We start from the raw sequence: 25,607 nt of genomic DNA, 5'->3' as shown, positions 1-25,607 counted from the left end.
CTTTAATACTAAATTTCTAATTTTGTTCAAAAATTGATCAGTTGGAATTAATTAGGAAATATTTTGACGGGCTTAGTCCGCAGCAATTTGCTCACTTCGAACAGTTAGAAGAACTTTATAAAGATTGGAATCTTAAAATTAACGTGGTAAGTAGAAAGGATATCGACGAATTATACTTACGTCACGTTTTACACTCTTTAGGAATTGCCAAGGTTCAAAGATTTAATCCAGATTCGCACATTCTTGATGTGGGAACAGGCGGTGGTTTTCCCGGGATTCCTATAGCGATACTTTTTCCTGAAGTAAATTTTCATTTGGTAGATTCTATCGGAAAAAAAATGAAAGTTGTAGAAGAAGTAGTGGCAGGTTTAGGCTTGCAAAATGTAAAAACCACTAACGATCGTGTTGAAAATGTAGGTGGACACTACGATTTTATTATTAGTAGGGCTGTTGCTGCTATGCCAACTTTTGTACGATGGACAAAAGGTAAAATTGCCAAAAAAAGTACGCATGAGTTAAAAAATGGAATTCTTTATTTGAAAGGAGGCGATCTTACAGAAGAGTTAGCAGATTATCAAACTGCCAAAATCTACGATTTAACCGATTATTTTGAAGAAGATTTTTTCGAAACAAAAAAAGTGGTGCATTTACCATTAAAATATAGAGGATAAAAAAAGCGGAGTTTCGACTCCGCTTTTTTTTAGGCTTGTTATTTTAGAAAAAAAATAAGTCTGAAATTATCGAATATTGGCTATGGCTTTTATAGCTTTCTTTGGCAAAAAAGGAGAGCCTTAGTTTTTAACGAATTTTAGGTTGGTAACTCCGTTTTCAGTATAAATTCTTAGAATATATACGGCAGAACTAATTTTACTTTCTAGCGGAATATAAATTTCATCTACTGTAGGGATGTCGTGGTAATCTTTTACCAGGCTTCCATTAATATTGTAGATTAAAACTCGGTCTATTTTTATCAATTCTGGGTTTTCCAGGTAAACACTTTCATCTTTAGAAAGGTAATATACTTTAAAGCTTCCTGTTATGTCGTCATCGTCGGTTTCTTCGTTTTCAGGAAGATCTGGTTTTTCAGGATCATTAGTATCGTCATCTGGATTTTCATCATCTGGATTTTCTTCAGAATCGTCTTCATTATCATCTGGAGTTTCTTCTTCCTCATTTTCCTCGTCATTTTCATCCTGCTCTTCAATTTTTTGGAAGGTGATCGCAAACCTGTCATTATAATACCCGCTATCGATTGTTGCTGTATACCTTTCAGTTTTTAAATCGAAGTATGTACTATCAGTACGATCTAATAGATAAATTTCCTTTTCTGAAGGAATGTTTTCAAGAGAATCGATTTCAATATAAAATTCATTATTAGATCTAACCAAAACTCCCAGGTCTAGTTCTCTTTCTTTATTGAAATCTGGCACTCCCTGTATTACAAGTGGCTGATTATCTATTAACCAGAACATATCTTCTCTTTGGCGATCGTAAAGCGGAGCATCGTAGCCAAGATCAAATCCAGAGGTTGTATTTTCATCGGCGCCAACAACAATTTGTCTGTGGATTCCGTCTGGTGATCTAAAGTTTAATCGTATTTTTTGGCGATCGTCAGTTTTTAAATTTACACTAGCATTAAGTGTTTTCATAAAAACACTTTCTGGTCTTAAGAATTGAGATTCTTCTGAGGTATTTTCCTTTCTAAAAACTCTTTGTTCATTTCTAAAAAGGATATCTCCTTCGCTAATAGTGATATTACTAAAAGTTTCACTTAAATAACTGCTAACAAAAAAGCCTTGTCCAATAGGAATATATCTACCGGGAAGCCTTTCACTTTGTGAGCTGTTTGCATTTATGCGTTCATCTGTTGCGACAGCAGGAACACTTCCTATTAAATTTAATGTGGCATAACCACCAACATAGTCTTGTAAATAATGAGAGTTGGTTTGCCCAAAATGATCCCAAAAATAAACAGCTCCGTTAAAAAGGTTTTTGTCTCCGGTTGCTCCATTAACTGTCTCACTGCTTAGATTGTCTAAAATAAACTGTTCGCCATCTATTGCTGAAGGATAAGGGTTGCCAATTAAAAAGTTTTCCCGAGGTTTAATAGGAAGTAAAATGTTTCCATTGTTAGGTAAACCTGAAAACGTATAATTTTGAAGAGAAGAGATATTAATAGCACCCGATGTTCCTTTCATGGTATAACCAACACCTGCGCTTAATGGCGTATTTTGGTCTATTTGTTGCCAACCGGCATAAGTTGCGGTTTGATGGAATGTGTTTAACCAGTAAGTGCTAATTCTTTTTTCTCCCGAATAATTGCGAGTATCTGCCCAGGTATATTGTCTTTTAAATGAAATATCCTGAATATTTTTAGGATCGGTTCCGTCTTTTAAAACTTCTGCAATGGTAAAACCAGAATTAGGTGAACCTGTACTAACTGGTGAAGACCAATAGTTGTAGTTATATGAATTTGCAGTTCCCTGTTGATCTCTTTGAATACTTCCGGTACTATTAGCATCTAGTACACTACCTTCGGTTTGAATAAGTTGAGATTCCCCATTTAAATCTATAACACCATCAAGTTTTAAATAATCTGTGATAATTAATGGATTTCCAGCGCTGGCTTCTGGAGGATTTGTACCATTGATATCCAGCGTATCAGAAATAGAGATTAAACCAAGTAATTGTAGCGGCTGGGTAGTACTGGTGAAAGGATAAAATACATTTTTAGAAATTTCAACAATATTCCAGTCGATCGTAGTATTTCCGTCTATTCCATAAGCGCCTGGCGCTTTCCAAACCTGTCTTTCTGAAACTTCTTTTTGATTTATTACTGAAGCTAATCTCCAGGTAGCATTGTTTGTCCAGTCCTGATTTTCTTCATTTAAAACATAGGGCAGGGGAGCTGTGTTTTCCTGAGACGTACTAATATTTCTCATTAATCCGCTAGAATTATTCCCGGTAAAATCTGGAGTTACACCATCAGCAAGTGCTTCAGAATTTCCAATGAGCTGGTAGTAGGCTTCAAGATTATCCCAGTTTAAATCTCCGGGAACATCGAGAGGTAAAACAGTTCCTCTTAAAGGATTGCTGTTAATTTCTATCCGTTGGTTCATTAAAAATCTTAGCTGTTCTTCTGTAAGGCTCTTATTCCAAATTCTAAGTTCCTCGATCCAGCCATTAAAGTAATTGGAAGGGATATCTGGATTTGCGCTATTGTAGATGGCACCAATTATAAATGGAGCTGAGTTGTCTGCCGGTAAATTTGCGCTACGACTTGCTAATCGCACACCATCTACATACAGGCGTATAGTGCTATTCTCGTAAATTACAGCTACGTGATGCCAAATTCCCTGAGAGATTCGATAAGAGGTAGAAATAGAATTCCCGTTCCATCTAAATGCAGGTGAACCAGAGTTAATCACAAAATCGTAACCACCGGTATTAAAATTTTGAAGATCCTTTTTTGCTAATATTGTTTTTGTACCAGTAGTATTTTCAGCTTTTATCCATGATTCGATAGTAAAAGATTCTTTTGTATTTATGTCAAAAGAATCGCTCATTAAGATATGATCATCTACACCATCGAAATCTAGCGTACTACAATCTGCAGACATGTTTAGATGAAGTTCATCATAATTAGAACAATTCTCATTGTAGATTGTCCATCTTAAAATGTATTCACCTTCATCTCCGCTAAAATCTGAATTAGGATTAGTGGGATCACTGAAATTATAATTTGCAGGACCACTTTCTACCGTCCAAATACCTGAGCCTACTTCTGGTGAATTCCCTTCTAATGAAGTTTCGTAATATCCGCAACCTAGAGCCTGATCACTTCCGCTAATTGCCTGTGTTAGTTGTTCTGGTTGCGTGATTGTAATGGTTTGTATGGCCTGGCATTGGTTACTATCAATAACAGTTACGGTATATTCTCCTGGGTCTAGATTATCTAATGTTCTACTGGTGGAGCTTTCGGCGTCATTCCATAAATATTCGTAAGCTTCAACATCTTCTGTGGTATATGGAGTACCACCGGTAGGATTTACAGTAACACTGGCTTTATCTCCGTAGCACACTGGTTGCTGGATTTCAAATTCCATAGTGATTGGAGTGTCTGGCTGGGTAATCGTAACAGTTGGAATCTGAAAAACACTTCCTTCAGCATCTCTTACCCAAACATTATAATCTCCTGCTTTTAAAATTCGGAATACATTGTCAGATTGATAGCCGCCGTTAGCATTAGATCTGCTATACTGGTAAGGAGCTCTACCGCCAGAAGCCTGAACAGTAATTGTTCCTAATTCTGAATCAAAACAATTTAGCTGATTAGGTGTTGCCTGAGCATACAATGGCGTGAAAATAATTTCCTGGTTGTTGGTAGAATAGCACTTAGGGTTTTGGCTTTGCCCACAGGATCTATTTTTGTTGTTTGAATAGGTTAGGTAAATATTATCTATAGATACTTCGTCTCCGCAATTATAGTTAATTGGTATCGCCCTGGCTTCAGATGGTATTTCCTGCTGTTCGTAGAAACATCCATTTTCTTTTACAACAGTTGTAATTCCGGTTTCTAAGCTAGTAACACTATAAGTAAACTCAGCATAAAGAGAATATCTACTAGGATTCTGATCTAGACGAACATAAATGTACTTTTGCTCGCCATCGTTACAATTAGAAGAATTTACACGGTTACCATTGGCATCTCCAATATAATAACCAATAAGGCTAAAATCGTTAGAACCGCAGTTATCTACATAGCATTCTCCTACATACTGATAATAAACAAAATCTCTACTTACGCCTTCAGCATCAGTAACAGTTAAAGTTATCGTTCGGTTTCCTTCATTTGGATAAGTTACTCTGTGTGGCCCTAAACCTGTATTGGTTGTATATTCGCCATCAGTATCAAAATCCCAAGAATAGGTGTAGGGAGCAACGCCACCTTCTGCAGTGCCATCTAAAACTTCAAAATAAGAAGTTCTAATGGTGTCTTCACCTTCACAAATAGATGTTGGTAGAATTTGAGCTCTTAAGATTTCGTTTATTCTAACATTTATAGTTTGGCTACAGCGATTTCTATCGGTAACCTGAAGGCTGTAATTACCAGCCGCTAAATCTGAAGCTCTTCTTGTAGTAGCTATAACAGTAGCGCTTCCTGCTAATCTCCATTGATAAGTGTATCCAGCTGTACCGCCGGTAACATTAGCTGTGGCGCTTCCTGTTCTAGAATTAAAAACTGTTGTCCTGGTAGTGCTGGCAGTAACCGAAAGTGGAGCAGAGGGCTGAGTTAAATTTATATTTTCAGCAATGATTTGTTCACAAGAAGTACTATTTTGATCTCGTATTTTTAAGCTGTAGTTTCCGGTAGACAGGTTGTTAAAATTAGCCGAATTACTCCAGGTATTTCCATTGTCTATACTAAACTGGTAATTGCCACTACCGCCAGTGATGCCCGTGAAATTAATGATGCCCGAGTTTCCACCAAAACAAGAAACGTATGTGATATTATAACTGGCATTAAGTCTAGCCGGTTGCGTAATATTTGCTATTTGTTGCAAAGAACAATTGTTCGCATCTCTAATAAAGATGGTGTAATTTCCTGCTGGTAAATTTGAAAATGTTTTATCGGTTTGAAAATTGATATTATCTATCGAATATTCGAATGGGGCGGTTCCTCCACTAATAGTTCCAACCGAAATCTCGCCGGTAGCAGTGCCATAGCAGGAAACATTTGTGATGCTCGCTGAGGTTGCGCTAATTGCATTAGGTTCTGAAATCTCAATAGTTGCAGAAATCACACAATCATTAGCATCGATGATCGATAAGGTATAAGTTCCTGAAGATAAATTGCTAAAATCTCCATCAGATTGGTAGTTGATACCATCTATGCTATAAGAGTAAGGTTGAGTTCCTCCAGAAATTGTTCCTGCTGAAATTGAAGCATCATTCCCACCAAAGCAAGAAACGTTAGTGCTCGTTGGTGCCGTCATTTCCAATTGCTCTGGCTGGGTAATTTCGATATTGGTAGAAATCGAGCAGTTATTTTGATCACGCACCGTCAGCGTATAATTTCCGGCTGTAAGATCTTCAAAAAAAGTTGAGTTTGTAAAAAAATCGATTCCGTTTATCGAATATTGATATGGAGCAGTTCCCCCTGAAATAGTTCCTGCAGAAATTGAAGCATCATTTCCACCAAAGCAAGAAACGTTATCGCTTGTTGCTGCCGTCATTTCTAATTGCTCTGGCTGGGTAATTTCGATATTGGTTGAAATTGAGCAGTTATTTTGGTCAATTACCGTCAGTGTATAATTTCCGGCTGTAAGATCTTCAAAAGTTGAGTTTGTAAAAAAATCGGTTCCGTTTATCGAATATTGATATGGAGCAGTTCCCCCTGAAACAGTTCCTGCGGAAATTGAAGCATCATTCCCACTAAAACAGGAAACCTTGGTGCTTGTTGCTGCCGTCATTTCTAATTGCTCTGGCTGGGTAATTTCGATATTGGTTGAAATCGAGCAGTTATTTTGATCAATTACCGTCAGTGTATAATTTCCGGCTGCAAGATCTTCAAAAGTTGAATTTGCAAAAAAATCGGTTCCGTTTATCGAATATTGATATGGAGCAGTTCCGCCAGAAATTGTTCCTGCTGAAATAATCCCGTCATTCCCACCAAAGCAAGAAACGTTATCGCTTGTTGCTGCCGTCATTTCTAATTGCTCTGGCTGGGAAATTTCGATATTGGAAGAAATCGAGCAGTTATTTTGATCAATCACCGTCAGTGTATAATTTCCTGCTGCAAGATCTTCAAAAGTTGAGTTTGTAAAAAAATCGCTTCCATTTATCGAATATTGATAAGGTGGAGTTCCCCCGGAAATAGTTTCCGCAGAAATTATCCCGTCATTCCCCCCAAAACAAGAAACATTTGATGAGGTAAATGATTCGATTAGAAGTTCGTTTGGCTGAATTATGGTTATGGATTCACTACCGTTATTTCCTGCATCATCTGAAACTGATACAATATATGTGCCTGATTCTAAATTCGAAATATCCTCATTGGATGATGTAAACGAATTTGGTCCCGACCAAACATAGGTGTAATTACCGCTGCCCCCAGATACTTCAATATTAATACTACCATTGCCAGCATTATAGCAAGTTAAATTTGCTTGTGAAGAAGTGATAATAAGATCCTCTTCCAGTCCAAAAGATGTGGATTGGTTTGTAAGGAATATTATAAAAAATAATCCCAGTATTACAATAGCACCGGGGAAAGTAGTTTTCTTCATAGGCATTTTTGCGTATGCTTCTTCAACTTTACTCGATAATCGAGATTATATTTTCCGATTCTATTTAGATTTCTATCCTTTTAGAAATGTCTCGGAATAAAATCATTTTCTAAATATATCTATTAGACTCGCCTTTAGATAGTTCACTATTTTAAATTTAAGGTCAGCTATTTCCAAACATTTGTATGAACTTAAATTTTTACAGGGGCGAATGTAGTGTTTTTATTTAAAAATATCGACAAAAGGTTGATTTTTAGGGGTAAGTGTTATTTAAAATACCTGTTTTTTCTTTTTGTTAACTTATTTTAAGAAGTGTTGTAAGTTAATTTTAGTCCTGGTTTAATTTGTTGAAATTTGAAATTTTCAAAATAAAAAAGCCATCCAATTTGGATGGCTTTTTTTGTAAAATATTATAAACTGAAAGATTACTCTTTCATAAAAGGATATTTATAATCTGTTGCTGGAACAAAGGTTTCTTTAATTAGTCTTGGAGAAATCCAACGCATTAAGTTTAGTTTAGATCCTGCTTTATCGTTGGTTCCACTTCCTCTTGCTCCACCAAATGGTTGCTGTCCTACAACAGCACCTGTTGGTTTATCGTTAATATAGAAGTTTCCGGCAGCATTTTGTAAGATGTCTGTAGCTTTTGCAGCTTCATAACGATCTCCAGAGAAAATGGCTCCGGTAAGTGCATACTCACTTGTGTTATCCACGATGTGAAGTGTTTCTTCCCACTTATCGTCTTCGTAAACATAAATAGTTACTACTGGGCCAAAAAGCTCTTCTTCCATAGTAGTATAATGTGGATCTTTAGCCAAAATAACCGTTGGTTCTACAAAGTATCCTACAGATTTGTCATAATTACCACCAACAACAATTTCAGCATCGTCGTCTTTTTTTGCTTTATCTATGTAAGATGCAAGCTTATCGAAAGAACGTTCGTGAATTACTGCAGTGAAGAAATTAGTTAAATCTTCTGGAGAACCCATTTTAATTGACTGAACATCCTCTACAAGGAAATCTTTGATCTCTGGCCATAAGCTTTTTGGAAGGTAAACTCTGGATGCAGCACTACATTTTTGTCCCTGAAATTCGAAAGCTCCCCTAGTAATTGCGGTAGCAACTTGTTTAGGATTTGATGTAGGGTGTGCGATAATAAAATCTTTCCCACCAGTCTCCCCAACAATTCTTGGATAAGATTTATAGGTATGGATGTTATTACCAATTTTAGCCCAAATATTTTTGAATACAGCGGTACTACCAGTATAGTGAATACCTGCAAAGTCTGGACTTTTAAGAACAGTATCGGTAATCATTTCTGGATCTCCCATTACCATATTAATCACACCATCTGGCACACCTGCTTCTTTAAAAACTTCCATTAAAACCTGTGCAGATAGCATTTGGCTATCACTTGGTTTCCAAACTGCAACGTTACCCATTAAGGCAGCACTACTAGGTAGGTTACCGGCAATTGCAGTAAAGTTAAACGGAGTAATGGCATAAACAAAACCTTCTAATGGTCTATATTCAACACGGTTCCAACATCCATCTGAAGAATTTGGTTGCTCGTTGTAAAGCTCTGTCATATACTCTACGTTAAAACGTAGAAAATCACAGATCTCTGCAGCCGAGTCTATTTCTGCCTGAAAAATAGTTTTAGACTGTCCTATCATTGTAGCAGCATTCATCTTTTGGCGATATGGCCCAGAGATTAGATCTGCAGCTTTTAGGAATACAGCAGCTCTTTGTTCCCACTCTAATTTTGCCCATTTTTTACGAGCCTCTAAAGCAGTTTCAATGGCTTGCTCAACATGTTTTTTTTCAGCTAGATGGTAAACTCCGCATTCATGTTTGTGGTCGTGAGGAGGATTAATGCTGGCCGTTTTGCCGGTTCTAATCTCCTCAGAACCTATGTAAAGCGGTACATCAAATTTAGTATTGTACAGCTCTTTATATGTTAATAATACTTCTTCTCTTTCTGGTGTTCCTGGAGCGTAAGTTTTTACTGGTTCATTTACGGCCTTAGGAACGTGAAAAAATCCTTTTCCCATGTTATTGTATTTCTTGTTTTTATAGGTTTTTAATTCATTCTAAAGGTAAAAAAATAATAAAGAATTAAATTAACCAAATTTAGCTTTTAAGTAAGCTTAACTTTTTTCGTACTTTCAGCTTTTCGTTTAAGAAAAAATTATGTGTACAGTTAGTATTTTTCCAAAGGGAGAAGATTCAAATTCTTTCGTATTAAGCTTTAACCGCGACGAGGCGACAGAACGTCAAACTTTTGCTCCAGAGCGAGAAAATGTTAATGGATGTGAAATGATTTTTCCAAAAGATGCCGTTGCCGGGGGCACTTGGCTTGGTGTGAGTGAGAAAAATCGACTGGTGGGCATTATGAATGGCGAATTTAAAGCGCATAAGCGAAATTTGCCATATCGAAAAAGCAGGGGAGTGGTAGTTAAAGAGTTTTTAGCTACGGAAGATATAAAAATGTATGCTGAAAATTACGATTTTGAGGGTATAGAACCTTTTACGATGTTATGTTTAGAATGGGCTTCAGATTTAGTAATTACTGAAATGGTTTGGGATTCGAAGCAACTTCATTTAAAAAATATCCCTCTGAAACCTCGAATTTGGTCCTCATCTCCGTTGTATAATTCAGCAATGAAAAAGCAACGAGAAGATTGGTTTGATGATTTCAGAAACAAAACAACTATTACCGCGGAAGCTATTTGGGATTTTCACCATGAAGCAGGTGTAGGCGATCGAAATATAGATTTAATCGTAGATCGTGGATTCTTAAAAACGCAAAGTATCTCTCAGGTTGAAATTAGCGAAAATAAGAAGCAATTTAAATACGAAGAATTAGCTACCGGAAATATAAAAACAATTTATCTGGACGATTTAGTTTAGAGCAAATGGAGCGCTTAACTTAAAACAAGGTATTTGTACTCTAAATTTTCTGGTAGAAGTGAAATTAATCATATTGTAGTAACCACTCATTGCGCCAAATGGCGTGTTTAAGAGACAACCGCTTTGGTATGTGTGCTTTTCACCTGGTTTTATTACCGGTTTTTTTCCAATAACGCCTTCACCTTCTACAGTTTCGGTTTTATTTAAGGCATCTTTAATTTTCCAGAATCTTGATTTTAATTGTACAGAATCGTTGCTTTGATTTTCAATAGTTACCTTATAACCAAAAGCATATTTTACCTGATAGCGATCGTAAAGAATGCCATCAAAGAATGTTTGTACAGAAATTTTAATGCCTTTAGTAATTTGTTCAACCATATCCAACCTCTAAAAAAATGCGAACGAGCCAAATACCGATAATAGCCCCACAATTGTGGCTAAGGTAAAAAATATTATGTTGAGAATCACAAATTTAACAATGGTTTTGAATTTTCCCTGTTGGTAGAATTTTCGTAGTCCCTGGTATAAATATCCTATAAAAATGATATTCGCAATATTTACGGCATAGCTGTTTTTTGTGAGATAATCTATAATTAGTGCAAGACTATATAAAATGAAGCACATACTTTGCGTATGGAAAGCAAATGTAAGATGCTCCATATAATTATATTTAGATCGAATATACAGCAAGCTTAAGAAGAGTGTGAAAATAGGCAGAAATACAAAAATTATGAATGGAAGCTTACTAATTAGATAGTTAAGAAAAAACTGTGGGTTTTCGCGTAAAACTTTAAAATCGATAACTTTTTTATATAACCAACGATTATAAGCAGAATTTTTAAGTTCTAATTTATTTAAAGCGTCTAAGGCAATTGCATTTTCGGTTTCCTTATAATAATGATAAAATAAGTTGATTTTAGCACTAAATGCATCGCTTATAGACATCGTGTCTATTTGTTTTTGTGTTACTAAGTAATCTTTATAGCTCTTTTTTTCTGAAGACTTAAATTTAACTAGAGAGTCGAGTTCTTTAAAAGGGATACCTTCAACTTCAATATCTACATGGTTATTTTCGTTGATTTTTTCTATTTCGTTAGCCAGTTCTTCTGGCTCTTTTCCCAGATTTAATCCTTCAAACGAGGTATCGTATCCGTATATTAAAAAGAATATAATAGCGGTAGTTAAGAAGAAACGATAAGGATTAACATAGCGCATTCGTTTCCCCTGGATATAATCTTTTGAGATTTTTCCTGGCTTAAAAAGAAGTACTCGCATGGTTCTAATAAACCTGGAGTCGTAGGCAAAAAGGCCAGAGAAGAATTCAGAAAAGAAATCGCCCAGGGCAAGTTTTTTGGTAGAGTTTAACTGGCCGCAATTTGGGCAAAATTTATGCTCTTCTTCTAAACTTCTTCCGCAGTTAAGGCATTCTTCACCGCGATACTTCACTAAAGATCGCTTAGATTTCATGTAATTATGTGCAATTGGTTAGTTGCTAATATTCTCGGAGTTTGCCATTCCCATTCCTATAATCCTGTCGTATCTTCCCCCGATTTCCCGATAATAGATAAGCACGCGATATTCATTTTCAGTTTCGTCGTAATTACCACTTATAAAACCATCATCAATACTTCCGTCTTCGTTTACAAGAATGTATTTATAATTGTAGTAACCCTGTTTAAAAAGGCGGGCATTTTCGTAATATCCGGTTTCTTCGTTGTATTTAAGCGCTGTACTGTTATCGATCGTGAAATTATTAAAATTTCCGTAAATATGTAATTTTCCACCATTTAATGCTTCATAATTTTTTAAAGAGAAGTGAATCCAGGTATATTCAGCTTCAGTATTTACGTCTTCAGCATCAAGTTGTCTAACAACAAAACTACCGTTAATGTCTGGATTATAGGTGTATGGAGTGGTAGCTCTTGCAATATCTCTATTTAAATAATGATGATAAAGTTGATCAACATCGATTCTTGCAATATCTGCAGTTGTGGCTCTTAAATCTTTAGTGTCGAATTGTAAATATTCATTCCCTCCCCAAAAAGATGTTGGCATATCATAGCGATAAATTAATTGGTTACCAACTGTATATTGAGGTTTGATATTCTTAATGGCAGTTTTTAAGTTGTTATTCTGGATAATTACTGGTTTTACCGTTTGATCTGGATTTCGTAATAAAATATTGGGAGATTCTACTGTGAAATTTACTGCTTGTTTCGTGTCAATAAAATTAAGATCTCTGGCTCTTTTTATGGCTGTTGAAATATTAGTTTTAGACTCGTAGATCATAAATTTTCTGGAAAAAACTAATTCTTCATTCTCATTGAAAATTTTGATCATATAGTTTCCAGAAACTTTTAAAGCTTTAGTGTATTGGTTTGGAATACTTAATTCGTAGTGCGAAAAGGGCTGAAGTGTGTTGTATGAATTGCGATAGTTCATAATTCTAATATCATCCAGTCCTTCTAGATATTCATTTTTGGATAGTTGAGTTGGTTCCCAGTCATAATCATAATGCTCTATTTGGTAATAATAGTCGGCTTCATCACCAATTATGTCATCGAATGTTAAATTTAACATTCCGTTTATGGGGATAATTGGGTTGCCGTTATTGAGCGTGTTTTCCCCATATAATTGCACAGTTCTTATATAATTTGGTGGCGCGGTTTCTTCTGCTGTCTGGCTAATAGCAAGGCTTGAAAAGCATAGGAGTACTATCGAGAAAATTAATCTATTCATCGTAAAAAAATATGGGTAAATGTACTTACAATTAACATACCTGTTTTTAATGCTTCTTATTTTAACAATTGACTAACCCGAAAAAACCTTAGTTTGTTGGGAAAAATCTCGTGAAAAATATAAATTTGCACGACTTTAAAATAAACTTTATAACATACACTCCATCCTATGTCAAAAGACATTCGAATTAAAAGAGGACTTACTCTACGATTAAAAGGGGAGGCGGAAAAACAAATAGTTGAGGCCCCAAGGTCCAAGACCTATGCGATTAAACCTCCAGATTTTCACTCAGTTGTTCCTAAAATGGTTCTTAAAGAGGGAGCCAAAGTACTTGCAGGAGACGAAATTTTCTTTTCTAAGTATACAGAAGAAGTGAGATTTACTTCGCCAGTAAGTGGAACCCTGAAAGAAATTAAAAGAGCTGAAAAGCGCCGAATAGTTGAGGTGATTATCGAAGCCGATGCTACAGATTCTTACAAAGATTTTGGAAAGCTTAATGCAGCAACCGCTCCGGCAGAAGCTGTTAAAGAAAAAATCCTTGCAAGTGGTTGCGGTGCTTTTATTATGCAACGTCCTTACGACATTGTTGCAGATCCAAAAGACACGCCTAAGGCGATTTTTATCTCAGCCGTAACAACAGCACCTTTAGCAGCAGATTTAGGCTTTGTTTTAAAAGACAAAGTAAAATCTTTTCAAGAAGGGATTTACGCTTTGCAAAAACTAACACCGGGGAAAATTCATCTTTCTGTAGATGATTCTTCTTATCCTGTTCTTAAGGATATTGAGGGTGTGGAGTTGCATAAAGTTAGTGGTCCTCATCCTGCTGGGAATGTTGGTGTGCAAATCCATGAAATCGATCCTGTAAATATGGGAGAGAGAGTTTGGGTTGTTGGCGCAGATCATGTTCCAGTAATTGGTAACCTGTTTTTAACTGGATATTTTCAGCCTAAAAAATTGGTAGCTGTTGCAGGTAGTGAAGCTAAGGATAAAAAATACTATGAAGTAATTATTGGTGCAAACTCTGCAGATCTTATTGGTAATCAAATTCCAGATGATGTTCGTATCATCTCTGGTGATGTGCTAACAGGAGACCAGATTTCTAATAATCATTACTTAGGTTTTTACCATAACACATTAACCTTAATTCCTGAAGGTAACAACTACAGAATGTTTGGGTGGTTGCCTTTTACATACAATAATATCCACTCTAATTCGAAAACTTCACTATCCTGGTTGTTTCCGAAGAGAAAATACGAGCCAACAACAAACCTTCACGGTGAAGAGCGTGCATTAGTAGTTACTGGAGAAATGGAAGAAGTTTTTCCTATGGATATTTATCCAATGCAATTACTAAAAGCATGTATGGCTGGAGATCTCGAGAAAATGGAAAATTTAGGGATTTACGAAGTAGTTCCTGAAGATTTTGCATTGATTGATTATGTAAACACTTCTAAAATAGAAGCTCAGGAAATCATTCGTCTAGGTTTAGATTTAATGATTACTGAAGTAGGATAAAAAGTTTAATTATGGAATGGATAAGACAACGATTAGATAAATTTAAAGAGCCTTTTGGTAAGGGGAAGAAGCTTGAAAAGTATGCTCCTGCCATTAATGCTCTTGATACTTTTTTGTTTACGCCTAACCACACCACTAAAACTGGTGCGCACATTCGTGATGGGGTAGATTTAAAAAGAACAATGATTACAGTAGTGTTAGCCCTAATCCCAGCCTTGATTTTTGGTATGTGGAATGGTGGTTACCAGTACTTACATCAATTACCAGAATATGCAGATGGTGTTCCTTTTATGGATGCCTTTTTAGAAGGAGCTATTAAGATTGTTCCTATGATTGTAGTTTCCTATGCTATTGGTTTAGGAATCGAATTTGCTTTTGCAATTTTTAGAGGTCACGAAGTAAACGAAGGTTACCTTGTAACTGGTTTACTTATTCCTATGGTAATGCCAATTGATATTCCGCTTTGGATGGTTGGTGTTTCTGTAGTTTTCTCTGTTATTATTGGGAAGGAAGCTTTTGGAGGTACAGGAATGAATATTCTTAACCCGGCTTTAACGGCACGTGCATTTGCATTCTTTGCATATCCAACTTATATGTCTGGTAACACAGTATGGGTTCACAATGCAGCAAGCGTAGATGCAATTTCTGGAGAGACTATTCTTGGTAAACTGGCTTCAGGAACAGAAGTTCCTTATAGCACGATGGATATGTTTTCAGGTTTAATTCCTGGATCAATTTCAGAAACTTCTACGATTTGTATTCTTGCTGGTGCATTACTTTTAATTCTTACTAAAGTAGGTAGCTGGAGAATTATTGTTAGTGGTTTTGCTGGAGCAGCAGTTATGGCTTTAATATTTAATTCACTTCCATCTTTAGGAGTAGAAGGTAATGATCTTACTAACTTCCCTTGGTATAATCACCTTGTAATTGGTGGTCTTGCTTTTGGTGTGGTGTTTATGGCAACAGATCCTGTTTCTGCAGCACAGACCATGAAGGGAAAATGGATTTATGGATTTTTAATTGGATTCTTTGCAATCATGATTAGAATCTTTAACCCTGCATACCCAGAAGGAATTATGTTAGCTATCTTACTTATGAACGTATTTGCTCCTGTAATCGATCACTATGTGATTCAGAGTAATGTGAAGAAGAGAAAGAAAAGATTGGCTACAGTTAAAGAAGTGAAAACAGCTTAGTTATGGAAGAGAAAAAAGTAAATAAAACAAATACCAACGGTTATACCTTTATCTTCGCCATCATTATGGTGTTGGTAGTAGCCAGTGTACTTGCTTTTACGGCAACATCACTTAAGCCTTTGCAAAATGAGAATGTTCGTAATGAAAAAATGCAGAACATCCTAGCAACTGTTGGTATAGAAACCAGTAGAGATAGTGCACAGGCATTATACGATCAATACATTACAGAAACAGTTTCTTTAAAAGAAGATGGATCTGTAGACGAATCTATAGATGCTTTTGAAGTGGATCTTACAAAAGAATTACGTAGACCGGTTGAAGAGCAGGTTTATCCATTATACATAGCAGATATCGAAGGTTCTAAATATTACATTATCCCACTTAGAGGAAAAGGACTTTGGGATGCAATCTGGGGTTATATTTCTCTTAAGGATGATGTGAATACAGTAAAAGGAGCTGTGTTTGATCACAAAGGGGAAACACCAGGTCTGGGAGCTGAGATTACACAGGTATGGTTTCAGGAACGTTTTGCAGACGAAAAAATATTCGACGAAAACGGTAATCTTGTAGGTGTGTCTGTTGTAAAAGGAAGTAAGGGAAATTCTAATAAGGATGATAATCAGGTAGATGCCATTTCTGGAGCAACAATTACCGGTAACGGAGTTTCTGAAATGATCTCTGAAAGATTACAACATTATCTTCCTTATTTCAAGCAACAAACTGACGTTAAAGTAGCAACTAAGTAATTATGAAGACAGATAAAACAAAAACTTCTACAGATTCAGCTCAAAAAGCTGCTGAGAAGAAAAAGGATGAAATGATTCTGTTCTTATCAAGTTCAGAAGAGAAAGAACATTTTCTGTCTAAGAATAACAGGAAATTATTATCAGATCCATTTAACGACAATAACCCAATTACCGTACAGGTATTAGGTATTTGTTCGGCATTAGCGATTACAGTACAGTTAAGGCCTGCATTAGTAATGTCTTTAGCGGTAATAGCAGTAGTTGCTTTTTCTAATGTGATCGTTTCTTTAATTAGAAACTTAATTCCTAACCGTATCAGAATTATTGTACAGTTAGTAGTAGTAGCGTCTTTGGTAATTTTAGTAGATCAGGTTCTTAAAGCTTATTCTTACGATGTGAGTAAACAGCTTTCGGTTTTCGTTGGTCTAATTATTACAAACTGTATTGTAATGGGACGTTTAGAAGCTTTTGCTTTAGGAAATGGAGTTTACAAATCTTTTCTTGATGGTATAGGAAACGGAGCTGGTTATGGTTTCATTCTTATCGTAGTAGCTTTCTTTAGAGAGTTATTAGGATCTGGAAAATTATTTGGATATGAAGTTTTAGGGCATAAAGCACCAACATTAGCAGATTCTACTGGTCTTTATGCATTAGGATATGAAAATAATGGTTTAATGTTGTTGTCTCCAATGGCTCTTATAATCGTAGGAATCATTATCTGGGTACAACGCTCAAGAAACCGTACACTAATTGAAGATTAATAATCAACAGCGAATTATCTTATTATGGAATATTTAAATTTATTTGTTAGAAGTATTTTCATAGAAAATATGATTTTTGCCTACTTCTTAGGAATGTGTTCCTATTTAGCAGTGTCAAAAACAGTGAACACCGCTGTTGGTCTTGGTGCGGCAGTAATATTTGTACTTACCGTAACTGTACCAATCAACTTTCTATTAGATCAATATTTATTAAGCCCTGGAGCCTTATCCTGGTTAAGTCCGGAATATGCAGATGTAGATCTTAGTTTCTTAAGTTTTATCATGTTTATCGCGGTAATCGCGTCTATGGTACAGCTTGTAGAAATGATTGTAGAGAAATTTGCTCCTGCTCTTTATGGTGCATTAGGTATTTTCCTTCCGCTTATCGCAGTAAACTGTGCAATTTTAGGAGGATCTTTATTTATGCAACAAAAGAATTTTGGCGGAATAGGAGAAGCAGTAACCTACGGTTTAGGTAGTGGTATTGGATGGTTTTTAGCGATTATAGCCATTGCAGCGATTAGAGAAAAAATTACCTACTCTAATGTTCCAGCTCCATTAAAAGGTCTTGGTATTACATTTATCATTACCGGATTAATGGCAATTGGATTTATGAGTTTTATGGGTATTAAATTATAAAAGAAAAACAACAACAATGACAGTTATAATTGCAAGTATAGTTGTATTCTTAATTTTGATCCTTCTTTTAGTTTCTATTCTTTTAGGAGCTAAAGCGAAGCTAATCCCTTCGGGACCGGTTAAAATTAACGTAAACGGAGAAAAAGACCTTGAAGTTAGTTCTGGTGGAACGCTATTGGGAACTTTAGGTTCAGAAAAACTTTTCCTTCCTTCTGCCTGTGGTGGAGGTGGTACCTGTATCCAATGTAAGTGTATCGTAACTGAAGGAGGAGGTTCACTTTTACCAACTGAGGAACCACATTTTACTCGTAAGGAAATTGCGAATGGATGGCGTTTAGGTTGCCAGGTGAAGGTAAAACAAGATATGAAAATCCAGATTCCAGAAGAAGTTTTTGGAATTAAGAAATGGGAAGCAACAGTAGTAAGAAACTATAACGTAGCCTCTTTTATTAAGGAGTTTGTAGTTGAAATTCCTGAAGATATGGATTACAAAGCTGGAGGTTATATCCAGATTGAAATTCCGAAGTGTGAGGTTGCTTATAAAGATATAGATATTACAGCACACCCAGAAGAGCACCCAGAAAATCCTGAGAAATTCAAAACCGAGTGGGATAAATTTAATTTATGGCCACTGGTAATGAAAAACAGTGAAACTGTAGAGCGTGCTTACTCTATGGCCTCTTATCCTGCTGAAGGTCGTGAGGTTATGCTTAATGTTCGTATTGCTACTCCGCCATGGGATAGAGGTAAAAATAACTGGATGGATGTAAATCCAGGTATTGCATCTTCATATATTTTCTCTAAAAAACCAGGTGATAAAGTAACTATTTCTGGTCCTTATGGAGAATTCTTTATCAACGAAAGTGAAGCAGAAATGCTTTATGTTGGTGGTGGAGCAGGTATGGCACCTATGCGTTCTCATCTTTATCATCTTTTCCGTACTGTAAAAACAGGTAGAAAAGTTACTTATTGGTATGGTGGTCGTTCTAAGCGTGAATTGTTCTATACAGAGCATTTTAGAGCATTAGAAAGAGATTTCCCTAACTTTAGATTTTTCCTTGCACTTTCAGAGCCTATGGAAGAGGATAACTGGAAAGTAAAAGATGGAGTTGATGGAGAAGGAGATGGTTTTGTAGGCTTTATTCACCAGGTAGTAATTGATAATTACCTAAGTAAGCATGACGAGCCAGAAGAAATAGAACTTTATTTCTGTGGACCTCCATTGATGAACAAATCTGTGGAGAAAATGGGAGAAGATTTTGGTATCCCACCAGAGAATATAAGATTTGATGATTTTGGTGAATAATCCAAATTCAATATAAAGTAAAGCCGACTAAAATTAGTCGGCTTTTTTTATACGCTTTTTGCAAAGCTTTGTTCTCCTATTTGTAATTTTGTAGCATGGCAAAAGAATTAACAGAACAAGAACTTCATAACCTTGCAATGAATGTAGTGGGTGAAGATTTGGAGAAACAAGGATATGAATTTTTAGGAGTAAACAGTAGTATAAAAGCTAATCCACAATTTGTAGCTTTAAAAAATACAAAACTCCATTTTGTTGTGGTTCGTGCTATTAAGTATCCAATGGATCCACGTGTGATGGATAGGATTTATATGGAAACAATGAAGCAGCATGCCGCAAAATTTAATGCAAAAACCTTTTATGCCGGGGTAGGTATAGCGAATGCTAAAGACTATGAATTACCGGTAACTCACGAAGAAAATTATATTGTAAATTACGATGGCTGGCAAGAAATTTAGATTACCAATATCGATATTCGTTGTTTTAATCGCATGTTTTTTTACAGCTTGTGAGGGCAATGAATTTGAAGAACAAAATTACTCGGGACAGGCTTTAGGTACTTCTTATCATATCAAAATCTTTACAGGAAAAGAAGATTTACAGGTAGAAGAAGGATTGGATAGTATTTTTAAGGTGATTAATCAATCAATGAGTACCTATTGGGACGATTCAGATATATCTCTAATAAATCGTGGAGTAGATTCAATAAAAATTGATAATCATTTTAAGACAGTTTTTAAAGCTTCATGTAAAATTTATAAAGAAACTAATGGGTATTTTGATCCTACGGTTGGAAATCTTGTAAACGCCTATGGATTTGGCCCAGATAAGCGGTTAGATGCTTTAGACGATAAAACCATCGATTCTTTATTGCAATATGTAGGGTTCGATAAATTAACACTAAGTTCTAAAGGTGAAATTATAAAGAAGAACCCTAAAATTTATCTTGATTTTAATGCCATAGCGAAAGGATATACTATAGATGTGATTGCAAGCTTTTTTGAAGGCAAAGGAGTGTATAATTATCTAATTGAATTAGGGGGAGAGCTGGTTAGTAAAGGGGAACATATTACAAAGCAAAAGCCATTTGTTGTAGCTATAGACGATCCTTTGCAGGAAGATGGAGCAAGAACTTATCAAGCAACTTTAAAGTTGAAAAACAGAGCTATGGCAACATCAGGGAATTATCGAAAATTTAGAGTAGATTCGATTACTGGAGAACGTTTTGTTCATACTATAAATCCACTTACCGGAAAGCCAGAAAGAAGCAACCTATTAAGTGCATCTGTCTTGGCTGAAAGTTGTATGCTTGCCGATGGGTATGCGACTGCATTTATGGCCTTAGGCTTAGAAAAGGCGAAAAAATTATCATCTAAATTAGATAATATTGACGTGTATTTTATTTATGCTGAAAATGATTCTACAAAAGTGTATACTTCTGAAGGTTTTCAGGAAGTTTTAATAAGTCAATAATGATATTCAGAATGATTTTACTGAATATATTTTGTTGGTAACGCAATTTTTTCTGAGTTCAAGAAATTTAAACTTCAGGTTTGTAACAAACCGGAATTATCTCACCTTTTGCCAGTCTAAATTTATCAACTTCTGTAGCGGGTAATTCTTTTGTGAAGTTTACTTCATCCACCTTAAAGCCAATGCTTCTTAGTTTATCAAAATAATCCCTTCCATAAACACGTACATGGTCGTATTGCCCAAAAATTTGAGCTCTTTCTTTAGGATCTGTAATGCTATCATCCTCGAAGGTAGTAGCACGATCTAATTCCTGCGGAATTTGTAAAACAGCAGTTCCTCCCGGCTTTAGGACGCGAAATATTTCCTGCATGGCTTTAGTGTCATCTGGGATATGTTCTAAAACATGATTACACAAAATGAAATCATATTCATTATCCTTAAATGGTAGATTGCAGATATCTGCTTTCACATCGGCTAAAGGAGAATTAAGATCTGTAGTAGTATAATCAAGATTGCTTAATTTTCTAAAACGTTTGTAAAAAGCCTGCTCTGGGGCAAAGTGCAGTACTTTAATATTTGCTTTAAAAAAGCTTGTTTTTTGTTTTAAATAAAGCCATAAAAGCCTGTGGCGCTCTAAAGAGAGCGTTGATGGGGATAAAACATTTTCCCGCTGATTCTCGTATCCATAAGGTAAAAACTTTTTAAAATTTTTACCATCTATAGGATCTGTATAGGCATTGCCTTTTAGTGTTAATACCAAAAATGGCCTAACAAAATAACTAAGACGTATTAATAACGGTCTTGGTACTGTATTGAGAATCTTCTTAAAAAGCCTTTTCATTTAAATATATCTTTCCGGAGCCAAAGATATTCAAATTAATGCTTTCAGCAGGATTTTATATCGAATGTCTAAACTTCGATATCTCCCCAGTTCTCACCAGATTTAATACGGTAAAGTTGCATTTCTGAAACTCCAAATTGTTTTGCAAGAATACGAATTCTTGTTTTTCTATTTGGGTCCAGTAATTTCTTTTTAAGGATTACCGCCTGTGCATAGGTTAATTTTGAATAAGAAGTAACTTTTCTAAGTTTACGCTTTTTCTTATTCTCTTTAACGCTAGGGCTGTTATATTGATGTGCAACCCATTCATCTTTGGTTGCCCAGGCAATATTTTCTACGCGGTTATCGTCTTTTTGAAAATTCTTATGGATTACATATTTATCACCTTCTTTTTTGTCCAGAAAAAGTTCTGCAACAATACGGTGTATGTAATACGTCTTGGACTTTCCAGACTTTAATTTCACAGCAAAATTAAGGTAGCCTCCAACACGGCCGCCACGCATTAATTCGCCTTCTTCTTTGTTTTTTAGGAAGCTAACCAGTCTACCGTAATTAGATACTTTGTAGACAAAACGGTCTTCCCATTCTTCTTTGTGTAGGGTTTTCCAAACCTCTCCTCTGAAATTTTTAATCATAGGTTTTTGCTCTAAATTCGTCTTCTTCGTTACTTTCTATGCCTAAAGCTTCATAGATATAACTGAAGGTGGACAACAGCTCCGGTTTGCCGTCGATTAAGGCTACATCGTGTTCAAAATGTGCACTTGGTTTGTTATCTGAAGTTAGGATAGTCCAGCCATCGGGAAGCTGTTTTATACGACGTGTACCCAAATTAGTCATGGGTTCTATCGCTACAACCATTCCTTCTACAAATTTCTTTCCGCGACCTCTTTTACCGTAATTTGGCATTTCAGGATCTTCATGCATTTTAGCGCCAAGGCCGTGGCCAACTAGCTCACGAACAACTCCGTAACCATGGTCTTCAGTAAATTTCTGAATAGCATAGCCAACATCACCGACACGGTTGCCGGCTTTGAACTCTCTTATTCCTATGTAAAGTGATTCTTTAGTAACTTCCAGGAGTTTTTCAATTTCTGGGGCGATCTCTCCAACAGCGAAAGTATATGCATGGTCTCCGTAGAAACCATTTTTTAAAGCACCACAATCAATAGAAATAATGTCACCTTCTACAAGGGGTTTGTCGTTAGGAATCCCGTGCACTACTTGTGCATTAGGACTCATACATAGGGAATTTGGGAAATCATACATTCCAAGAAATCCAGGATGAGCTCCGTGATCTCTAATAAATTCTTCAGCCATTTTATCTAACTGAAGGGTAGTGACACCAGGTTTAACCTCTTTTGCCAGCATTCCCAGGGTTTTAGATACGATTTGTGCACTTTCCCTAATTAATTCAATTTCTTCCCTTGTTTTAGGTATAATCATTAGTGTTAATCTTTATAGTCTACCGAAAAATCGGTTTTTCTTTTTTTTAAATGGTTTTTGGGGCTTGCTACCTGTTTTAGTAGAAATCATTTGATAGATTTCTCCCCAACCTAACATACCTCCTATGTTACGGTCGTCAATAAAAATATCAGCCAAAATCTTCCGACTTAAGCTTTCATCAAAATTCTCTTCAGGGTAGCTCTTATTAACGGCATAGAAATTTATGCCATTTTTTTTACAAAATGTTACGGCCTCTTCTAAACGAGTGCCTTTGCGGTAAGTCCAAAGAATAAGGTTGTGCCCATCATCTTGTAGCTTTTTTAATGTTTCAAAAGCAAACAAAAGAGGCTTTCCTATTTCTGGGTACTTATTTTCTACAATAGTACCGTCAAAATCTATCGCTATTGTTAGTGTAGGGGACATAACGTTCAGCAAAAATAAATGAATAGCAGTTAACTATCCGTTTTCAAATACTTATTTATTTACTCGGCGTATGAGTTTTTGTAATCTTTACCGCTAACTATTTTAGCGATATCTTCCTCAAGACTTTCCTGTGCAAACTCTACAAATCGGTTCACTTCCTTTCCATTCTTATAAAAAATGATTGTAGGAACACGATCTAAATCTACTTTTTCTTCATATTTCTCTGGTGTAGATTTGCTGTAATCTACTGCAATTGCAGTTAAATTATCTAAGTTATAACCAGTTTCATCTAAAATCTTGAAAAAACGAGGTGTTTCTCTTTTGCTATCGCCGCACCATGTTCCCATAAAAATAGTGATCTCATAATCGTTTATGTTTTCTTTTATGGTTTCTATGGCTTTGGTATTAGGCTTAAACTGTTCGTATCTTGGCTCAAACCATGCGGCGTATGGCTGTTGAAGTAAATCTGCTTTTTTGAATTTACCAAGAAGCATACTTTGTTGCATAGCGGCCACCTGTGATTCTTTTATATTTTCTTTCGAAGTATTTATGGTACCGCACCCTAAAAGTGCGGCAACCATAAATGGGATTAATTTTGTCATCTTTTTTGTATTGCTTAATTTATTAAACAAGGGAATCTTGCGTCATTAATTCAGGTTTATCTATTCCCATTAATTTTAAAATTGTTGGTGCAATATCCCCTAATTTACCATCTTTTATTTCTTTTACGTCTTTGTCTAAAAGAATTAATGGCACCGGGTTAGTTGTATGCGCGGTATTAGGAGAACCATCTTCGTTAATCATCGTTTCACTATTACCATGATCTGCAATTACAATTACAGAATAATCATTATCCATCGCTGCTGTGCAAACATCCTTAGCACATTCATCTACGGTTTCACATGCTTTTACGGCAGCTTCAAAAACTCCTGTATGTCCTACCATGTCGGGATTCGCGAAATTTAAACAAATAAAATCGGCAGACTTCTTATTTAATTCCGGTACGATTTTATCTCTAATTTCGTAAGCACTCATTTCTGGCTGTAAATCGTAAGTTGCAACTTTTGGAGAATTACACATAATTCTTTTCTCTCCTTTAAACGGCTCTTCACGACCACCAGAGAAGAAGAAAGTAACGTGCGGATATTTCTCGGTCTCAGCAATTCTTATCTGCTTTTTCCCAACAAACTCTAATACTTCACCTAAGGTACTTTTTATGTTTTCTTTTTTAAAGATCACATTTACGTTTTTAAAGCTATCGTCGTACTTGGTTAAAGTTACATAGTAAAGAGGCATTTTTTTCATTTCATACTCTGGGAAATCGTCCTGACTTAATGCCTGCGTTAACTGTCTACCACGATCTGTTCTAAAATTAAAGAATATTACAACATCTTTCTCTTGTAATTTAGCAACAGGTGTGCCATCTTCTTTAGTGATAACGATTGGCTTTATAAATTCGTCTGTTACATCGTCATCATAACTTTCTTGAACAGCTTTTACGGCGTCCTTGGTTTCTTTTCCTTCACCTTTAACAATCAGGTCATAAGCTTTTTCAACTCGTTCCCATCTTTTGTCACGGTCCATAGCATAATAACGCCCAATTATAGAGGCTAATTCAGCATTGGTTTCATCTAAATGTTGTAGAATTTCTTCCACAAAACCTTTTCCAGAACGTGGATCAACATCACGACCATCTGTAAAAGCATGTAGATATTTTTTCTCTATGCCATACTCTTCAGCAGCGCTAATAAGACCTTTTAAATGTTTTATGTGAGAGTGTACACCACCATCACTTAAAAGTCCCATAAAATGGATTGGCTTATCATTCTTTTTGGCATATTCAAACGCCTCACGTAAAGCCGGCTCTTCTATTAGTGTTTTGTTTTCTACAGCCTGGTTAATTTTTACCAGATCTTGGTATACAACACGACCTGCTCCCAGATTCATGTGGCCAACTTCACTATTTCCCATTTGCCCTTCTGGTAAACCAACGTTCATTCCGTCAGTTCTTAGTTGCGCATGTGGATATTTTTCAGAAATTTCGTCTACAAATGGTGTTTTGGCTTTTGCTACAGCAGAAACTTCTTCATTTTGAGTAAGTCCCCAACCGTCCAATATCATTAATAATACCTTCTTGTTCATTGTAATGGTGTAAATTTTGGATAAAGATAAAAACAAATTAAAAGTTTGCTAAATGCTGCAACCTTAATGTTTTATTAAAGTTATTCACTTTTTGGCGAATAAAATTGATATCCTAAAATATTTCTTCACGAAAACGATTTAAAACCTCAAAAATATAATTTTGAAAATAATTTTAACAAATTTA

General features: G+C 35.8%; 21 protein-coding genes. 10 read left to right on the top strand and 11 right to left on the bottom strand.

The genetic code is table 11. The features are described from left to right. Positions 1 to 41: 41 nt before the first annotated feature. Entirely contained in the window at positions 42 to 671 is a 630-nt protein-coding gene (rsmG, locus tag IIF7_RS06585; protein WP_084840887.1) for a 16S rRNA (guanine(527)-N(7))-methyltransferase RsmG, read from the top strand. Positions 672 to 791: 120 nt separating this feature from the next. Here rsmG and IIF7_RS06580 read toward each other — a convergent pair whose 3' ends face one another. Beyond that, on the bottom strand, positions 792 to 7,289 hold the full coding sequence (locus tag IIF7_RS06580) for a LamG-like jellyroll fold domain-containing protein (RefSeq protein ID WP_176218912.1): 6,498 nt from the start codon (positions 7,287 to 7,289) through the stop codon (positions 792 to 794). A gap of 425 nt (positions 7,290 to 7,714) precedes the next feature. Beyond that, a complete protein-coding gene (pruA, locus tag IIF7_RS06575; protein ID WP_084840885.1) occupies positions 7,715 to 9,343 on the bottom strand; it encodes an L-glutamate gamma-semialdehyde dehydrogenase in 1,629 nt (542 codons plus the stop codon). A 139-nt stretch (positions 9,344 to 9,482) separates the two neighbouring features. Between pruA and IIF7_RS06570 the strand changes: the two genes are divergently transcribed. Then, positions 9,483 to 10,202 (top strand): NRDE family protein, encoded by a 720-nt coding sequence (locus IIF7_RS06570; protein ID WP_084840884.1) that lies wholly within the window; start codon positions 9,483 to 9,485, stop codon positions 10,200 to 10,202. On the opposite strand, the gene apaG is transcribed toward IIF7_RS06570, so the two are convergent. The 3 genes from apaG to IIF7_RS06555 are packed head-to-tail and all read right to left on the bottom strand — an operon-like array spanning position 10,194 to position 12,941. Beyond that, on the bottom strand, positions 10,194 to 10,580 hold the full coding sequence (apaG, locus tag IIF7_RS06565) for a Co2+/Mg2+ efflux protein ApaG (RefSeq protein WP_084841019.1): 387 nt from the start codon (positions 10,578 to 10,580) through the stop codon (positions 10,194 to 10,196). The genes IIF7_RS06570 and apaG overlap by 9 nt on opposite strands. Before the next feature lie 9 nt (positions 10,581 to 10,589). Then, on the bottom strand, positions 10,590 to 11,669 hold the full coding sequence (locus IIF7_RS06560) for a DUF3667 domain-containing protein (protein WP_084840883.1): 1,080 nt from the start codon (positions 11,667 to 11,669) through the stop codon (positions 10,590 to 10,592). An 18-nt stretch (positions 11,670 to 11,687) separates the two neighbouring features. Further along, on the bottom strand, positions 11,688 to 12,941 hold the full coding sequence (locus tag IIF7_RS06555; protein WP_084840882.1) for a type IX secretion system plug protein: 1,254 nt from the start codon (positions 12,939 to 12,941) through the stop codon (positions 11,688 to 11,690). A gap of 168 nt (positions 12,942 to 13,109) precedes the next feature. Between IIF7_RS06555 and IIF7_RS06550 the strand changes: the two genes are divergently transcribed. The 8 genes from IIF7_RS06550 (at position 13,110) to IIF7_RS06515 (ending at position 20,574) form a co-directional block, all read left to right on the top strand. After that, the gene (locus IIF7_RS06550; protein ID WP_084840881.1) at positions 13,110 to 14,456 is read left to right on the top strand and encodes a Na(+)-translocating NADH-quinone reductase subunit A; all 1,347 of its coding nucleotides are present in this window, start codon (positions 13,110 to 13,112) and stop codon (positions 14,454 to 14,456) included. Positions 14,457 to 14,467: 11 nt separating this feature from the next. Further along, the gene (locus IIF7_RS06545) at positions 14,468 to 15,652 is read left to right on the top strand and encodes an NADH:ubiquinone reductase (Na(+)-transporting) subunit B (protein ID WP_084840880.1); all 1,185 of its coding nucleotides are present in this window, start codon (positions 14,468 to 14,470) and stop codon (positions 15,650 to 15,652) included. A 2-nt stretch (positions 15,653 to 15,654) separates the two neighbouring features. Then, positions 15,655 to 16,398 carry a Na(+)-translocating NADH-quinone reductase subunit C gene (locus IIF7_RS06540; protein ID WP_084840879.1) on the top strand — a complete coding sequence of 248 codons (744 nt, stop codon included), beginning with the start codon at positions 15,655 to 15,657 and terminating at the stop codon, positions 16,396 to 16,398. 2 nt (positions 16,399 to 16,400) lie between these two features. Then, on the top strand, positions 16,401 to 17,159 hold the full coding sequence (locus IIF7_RS06535) for an NADH:ubiquinone reductase (Na(+)-transporting) subunit D (RefSeq protein ID WP_084840878.1): 759 nt from the start codon (positions 16,401 to 16,403) through the stop codon (positions 17,157 to 17,159). A gap of 24 nt (positions 17,160 to 17,183) precedes the next feature. Next, positions 17,184 to 17,798: an NADH:ubiquinone reductase (Na(+)-transporting) subunit E gene (gene nqrE / locus IIF7_RS06530; RefSeq protein WP_084840877.1), complete on the top strand. Its 615-nt coding sequence runs from the start codon at positions 17,184 to 17,186 to the stop codon at positions 17,796 to 17,798. A gap of 16 nt (positions 17,799 to 17,814) precedes the next feature. Next, positions 17,815 to 19,104, top strand: a complete 1,290-nt coding sequence (gene nqrF / locus IIF7_RS06525) for an NADH:ubiquinone reductase (Na(+)-transporting) subunit F (RefSeq protein WP_084840876.1) — start codon at positions 17,815 to 17,817, stop codon at positions 19,102 to 19,104. Positions 19,105 to 19,199: 95 nt separating this feature from the next. After that, positions 19,200 to 19,559, top strand: a complete 360-nt coding sequence (locus IIF7_RS06520) for a Na(+)-translocating NADH-quinone reductase subunit F (RefSeq protein ID WP_084840875.1) — start codon at positions 19,200 to 19,202, stop codon at positions 19,557 to 19,559. Then, the gene (locus IIF7_RS06515; RefSeq protein WP_084840874.1) at positions 19,540 to 20,574 is read left to right on the top strand and encodes an FAD:protein FMN transferase; all 1,035 of its coding nucleotides are present in this window, start codon (positions 19,540 to 19,542) and stop codon (positions 20,572 to 20,574) included. The genes IIF7_RS06520 and IIF7_RS06515 overlap by 20 nt, the downstream gene beginning before the upstream one ends. 67 nt (positions 20,575 to 20,641) lie before the next feature. On the opposite strand, the gene IIF7_RS06510 is transcribed toward IIF7_RS06515, so the two are convergent. The 6 genes from IIF7_RS06510 to gpmI all read right to left on the bottom strand — a co-directional run bounded on the left by IIF7_RS06510 (position 20,642) and on the right by gpmI (position 25,423). Next, positions 20,642 to 21,415, bottom strand: a complete 774-nt coding sequence (locus tag IIF7_RS06510) for a class I SAM-dependent methyltransferase (protein WP_084840873.1) — start codon at positions 21,413 to 21,415, stop codon at positions 20,642 to 20,644. 68 nt (positions 21,416 to 21,483) lie between these two features. Further along, a complete protein-coding gene (locus tag IIF7_RS06505; protein WP_084840872.1) occupies positions 21,484 to 22,050 on the bottom strand; it encodes an HNH endonuclease in 567 nt (188 codons plus the stop codon). Further along, positions 22,043 to 22,858: a type I methionyl aminopeptidase gene (gene map, locus IIF7_RS06500; RefSeq protein ID WP_084840871.1), complete on the bottom strand. Its 816-nt coding sequence runs from the start codon at positions 22,856 to 22,858 to the stop codon at positions 22,043 to 22,045. The genes IIF7_RS06505 and map overlap by 8 nt, the downstream gene beginning before the upstream one ends. 12 nt (positions 22,859 to 22,870) lie before the next feature. Next, entirely contained in the window at positions 22,871 to 23,281 is a 411-nt protein-coding gene (locus tag IIF7_RS06495) for a BT0820 family HAD-type phosphatase (RefSeq protein ID WP_084841018.1), read from the bottom strand. 59 nt (positions 23,282 to 23,340) lie between these two features. After that, positions 23,341 to 23,883 carry a thioredoxin family protein gene (locus IIF7_RS06490; protein WP_084841017.1) on the bottom strand — a complete coding sequence of 181 codons (543 nt, stop codon included), beginning with the start codon at positions 23,881 to 23,883 and terminating at the stop codon, positions 23,341 to 23,343. Between the two features lie 22 nt (positions 23,884 to 23,905). Then, positions 23,906 to 25,423, bottom strand: coding sequence for a 2,3-bisphosphoglycerate-independent phosphoglycerate mutase (gene gpmI / locus IIF7_RS06485; RefSeq protein ID WP_084840870.1), 1,518 nt, complete (start codon positions 25,421 to 25,423; stop codon positions 23,906 to 23,908). Positions 25,424 to 25,607: the final 184 nt, after the last annotated feature.

It is taken from the genome of Zunongwangia atlantica 22II14-10F7 (genome assembly GCF_002094855.1).
Classification (GTDB): Bacteria; Bacteroidota; Bacteroidia; order Flavobacteriales; family Flavobacteriaceae; genus Zunongwangia; species Zunongwangia atlantica.
This window is presented reverse-complemented; position numbering and strand designations above follow the sequence as displayed.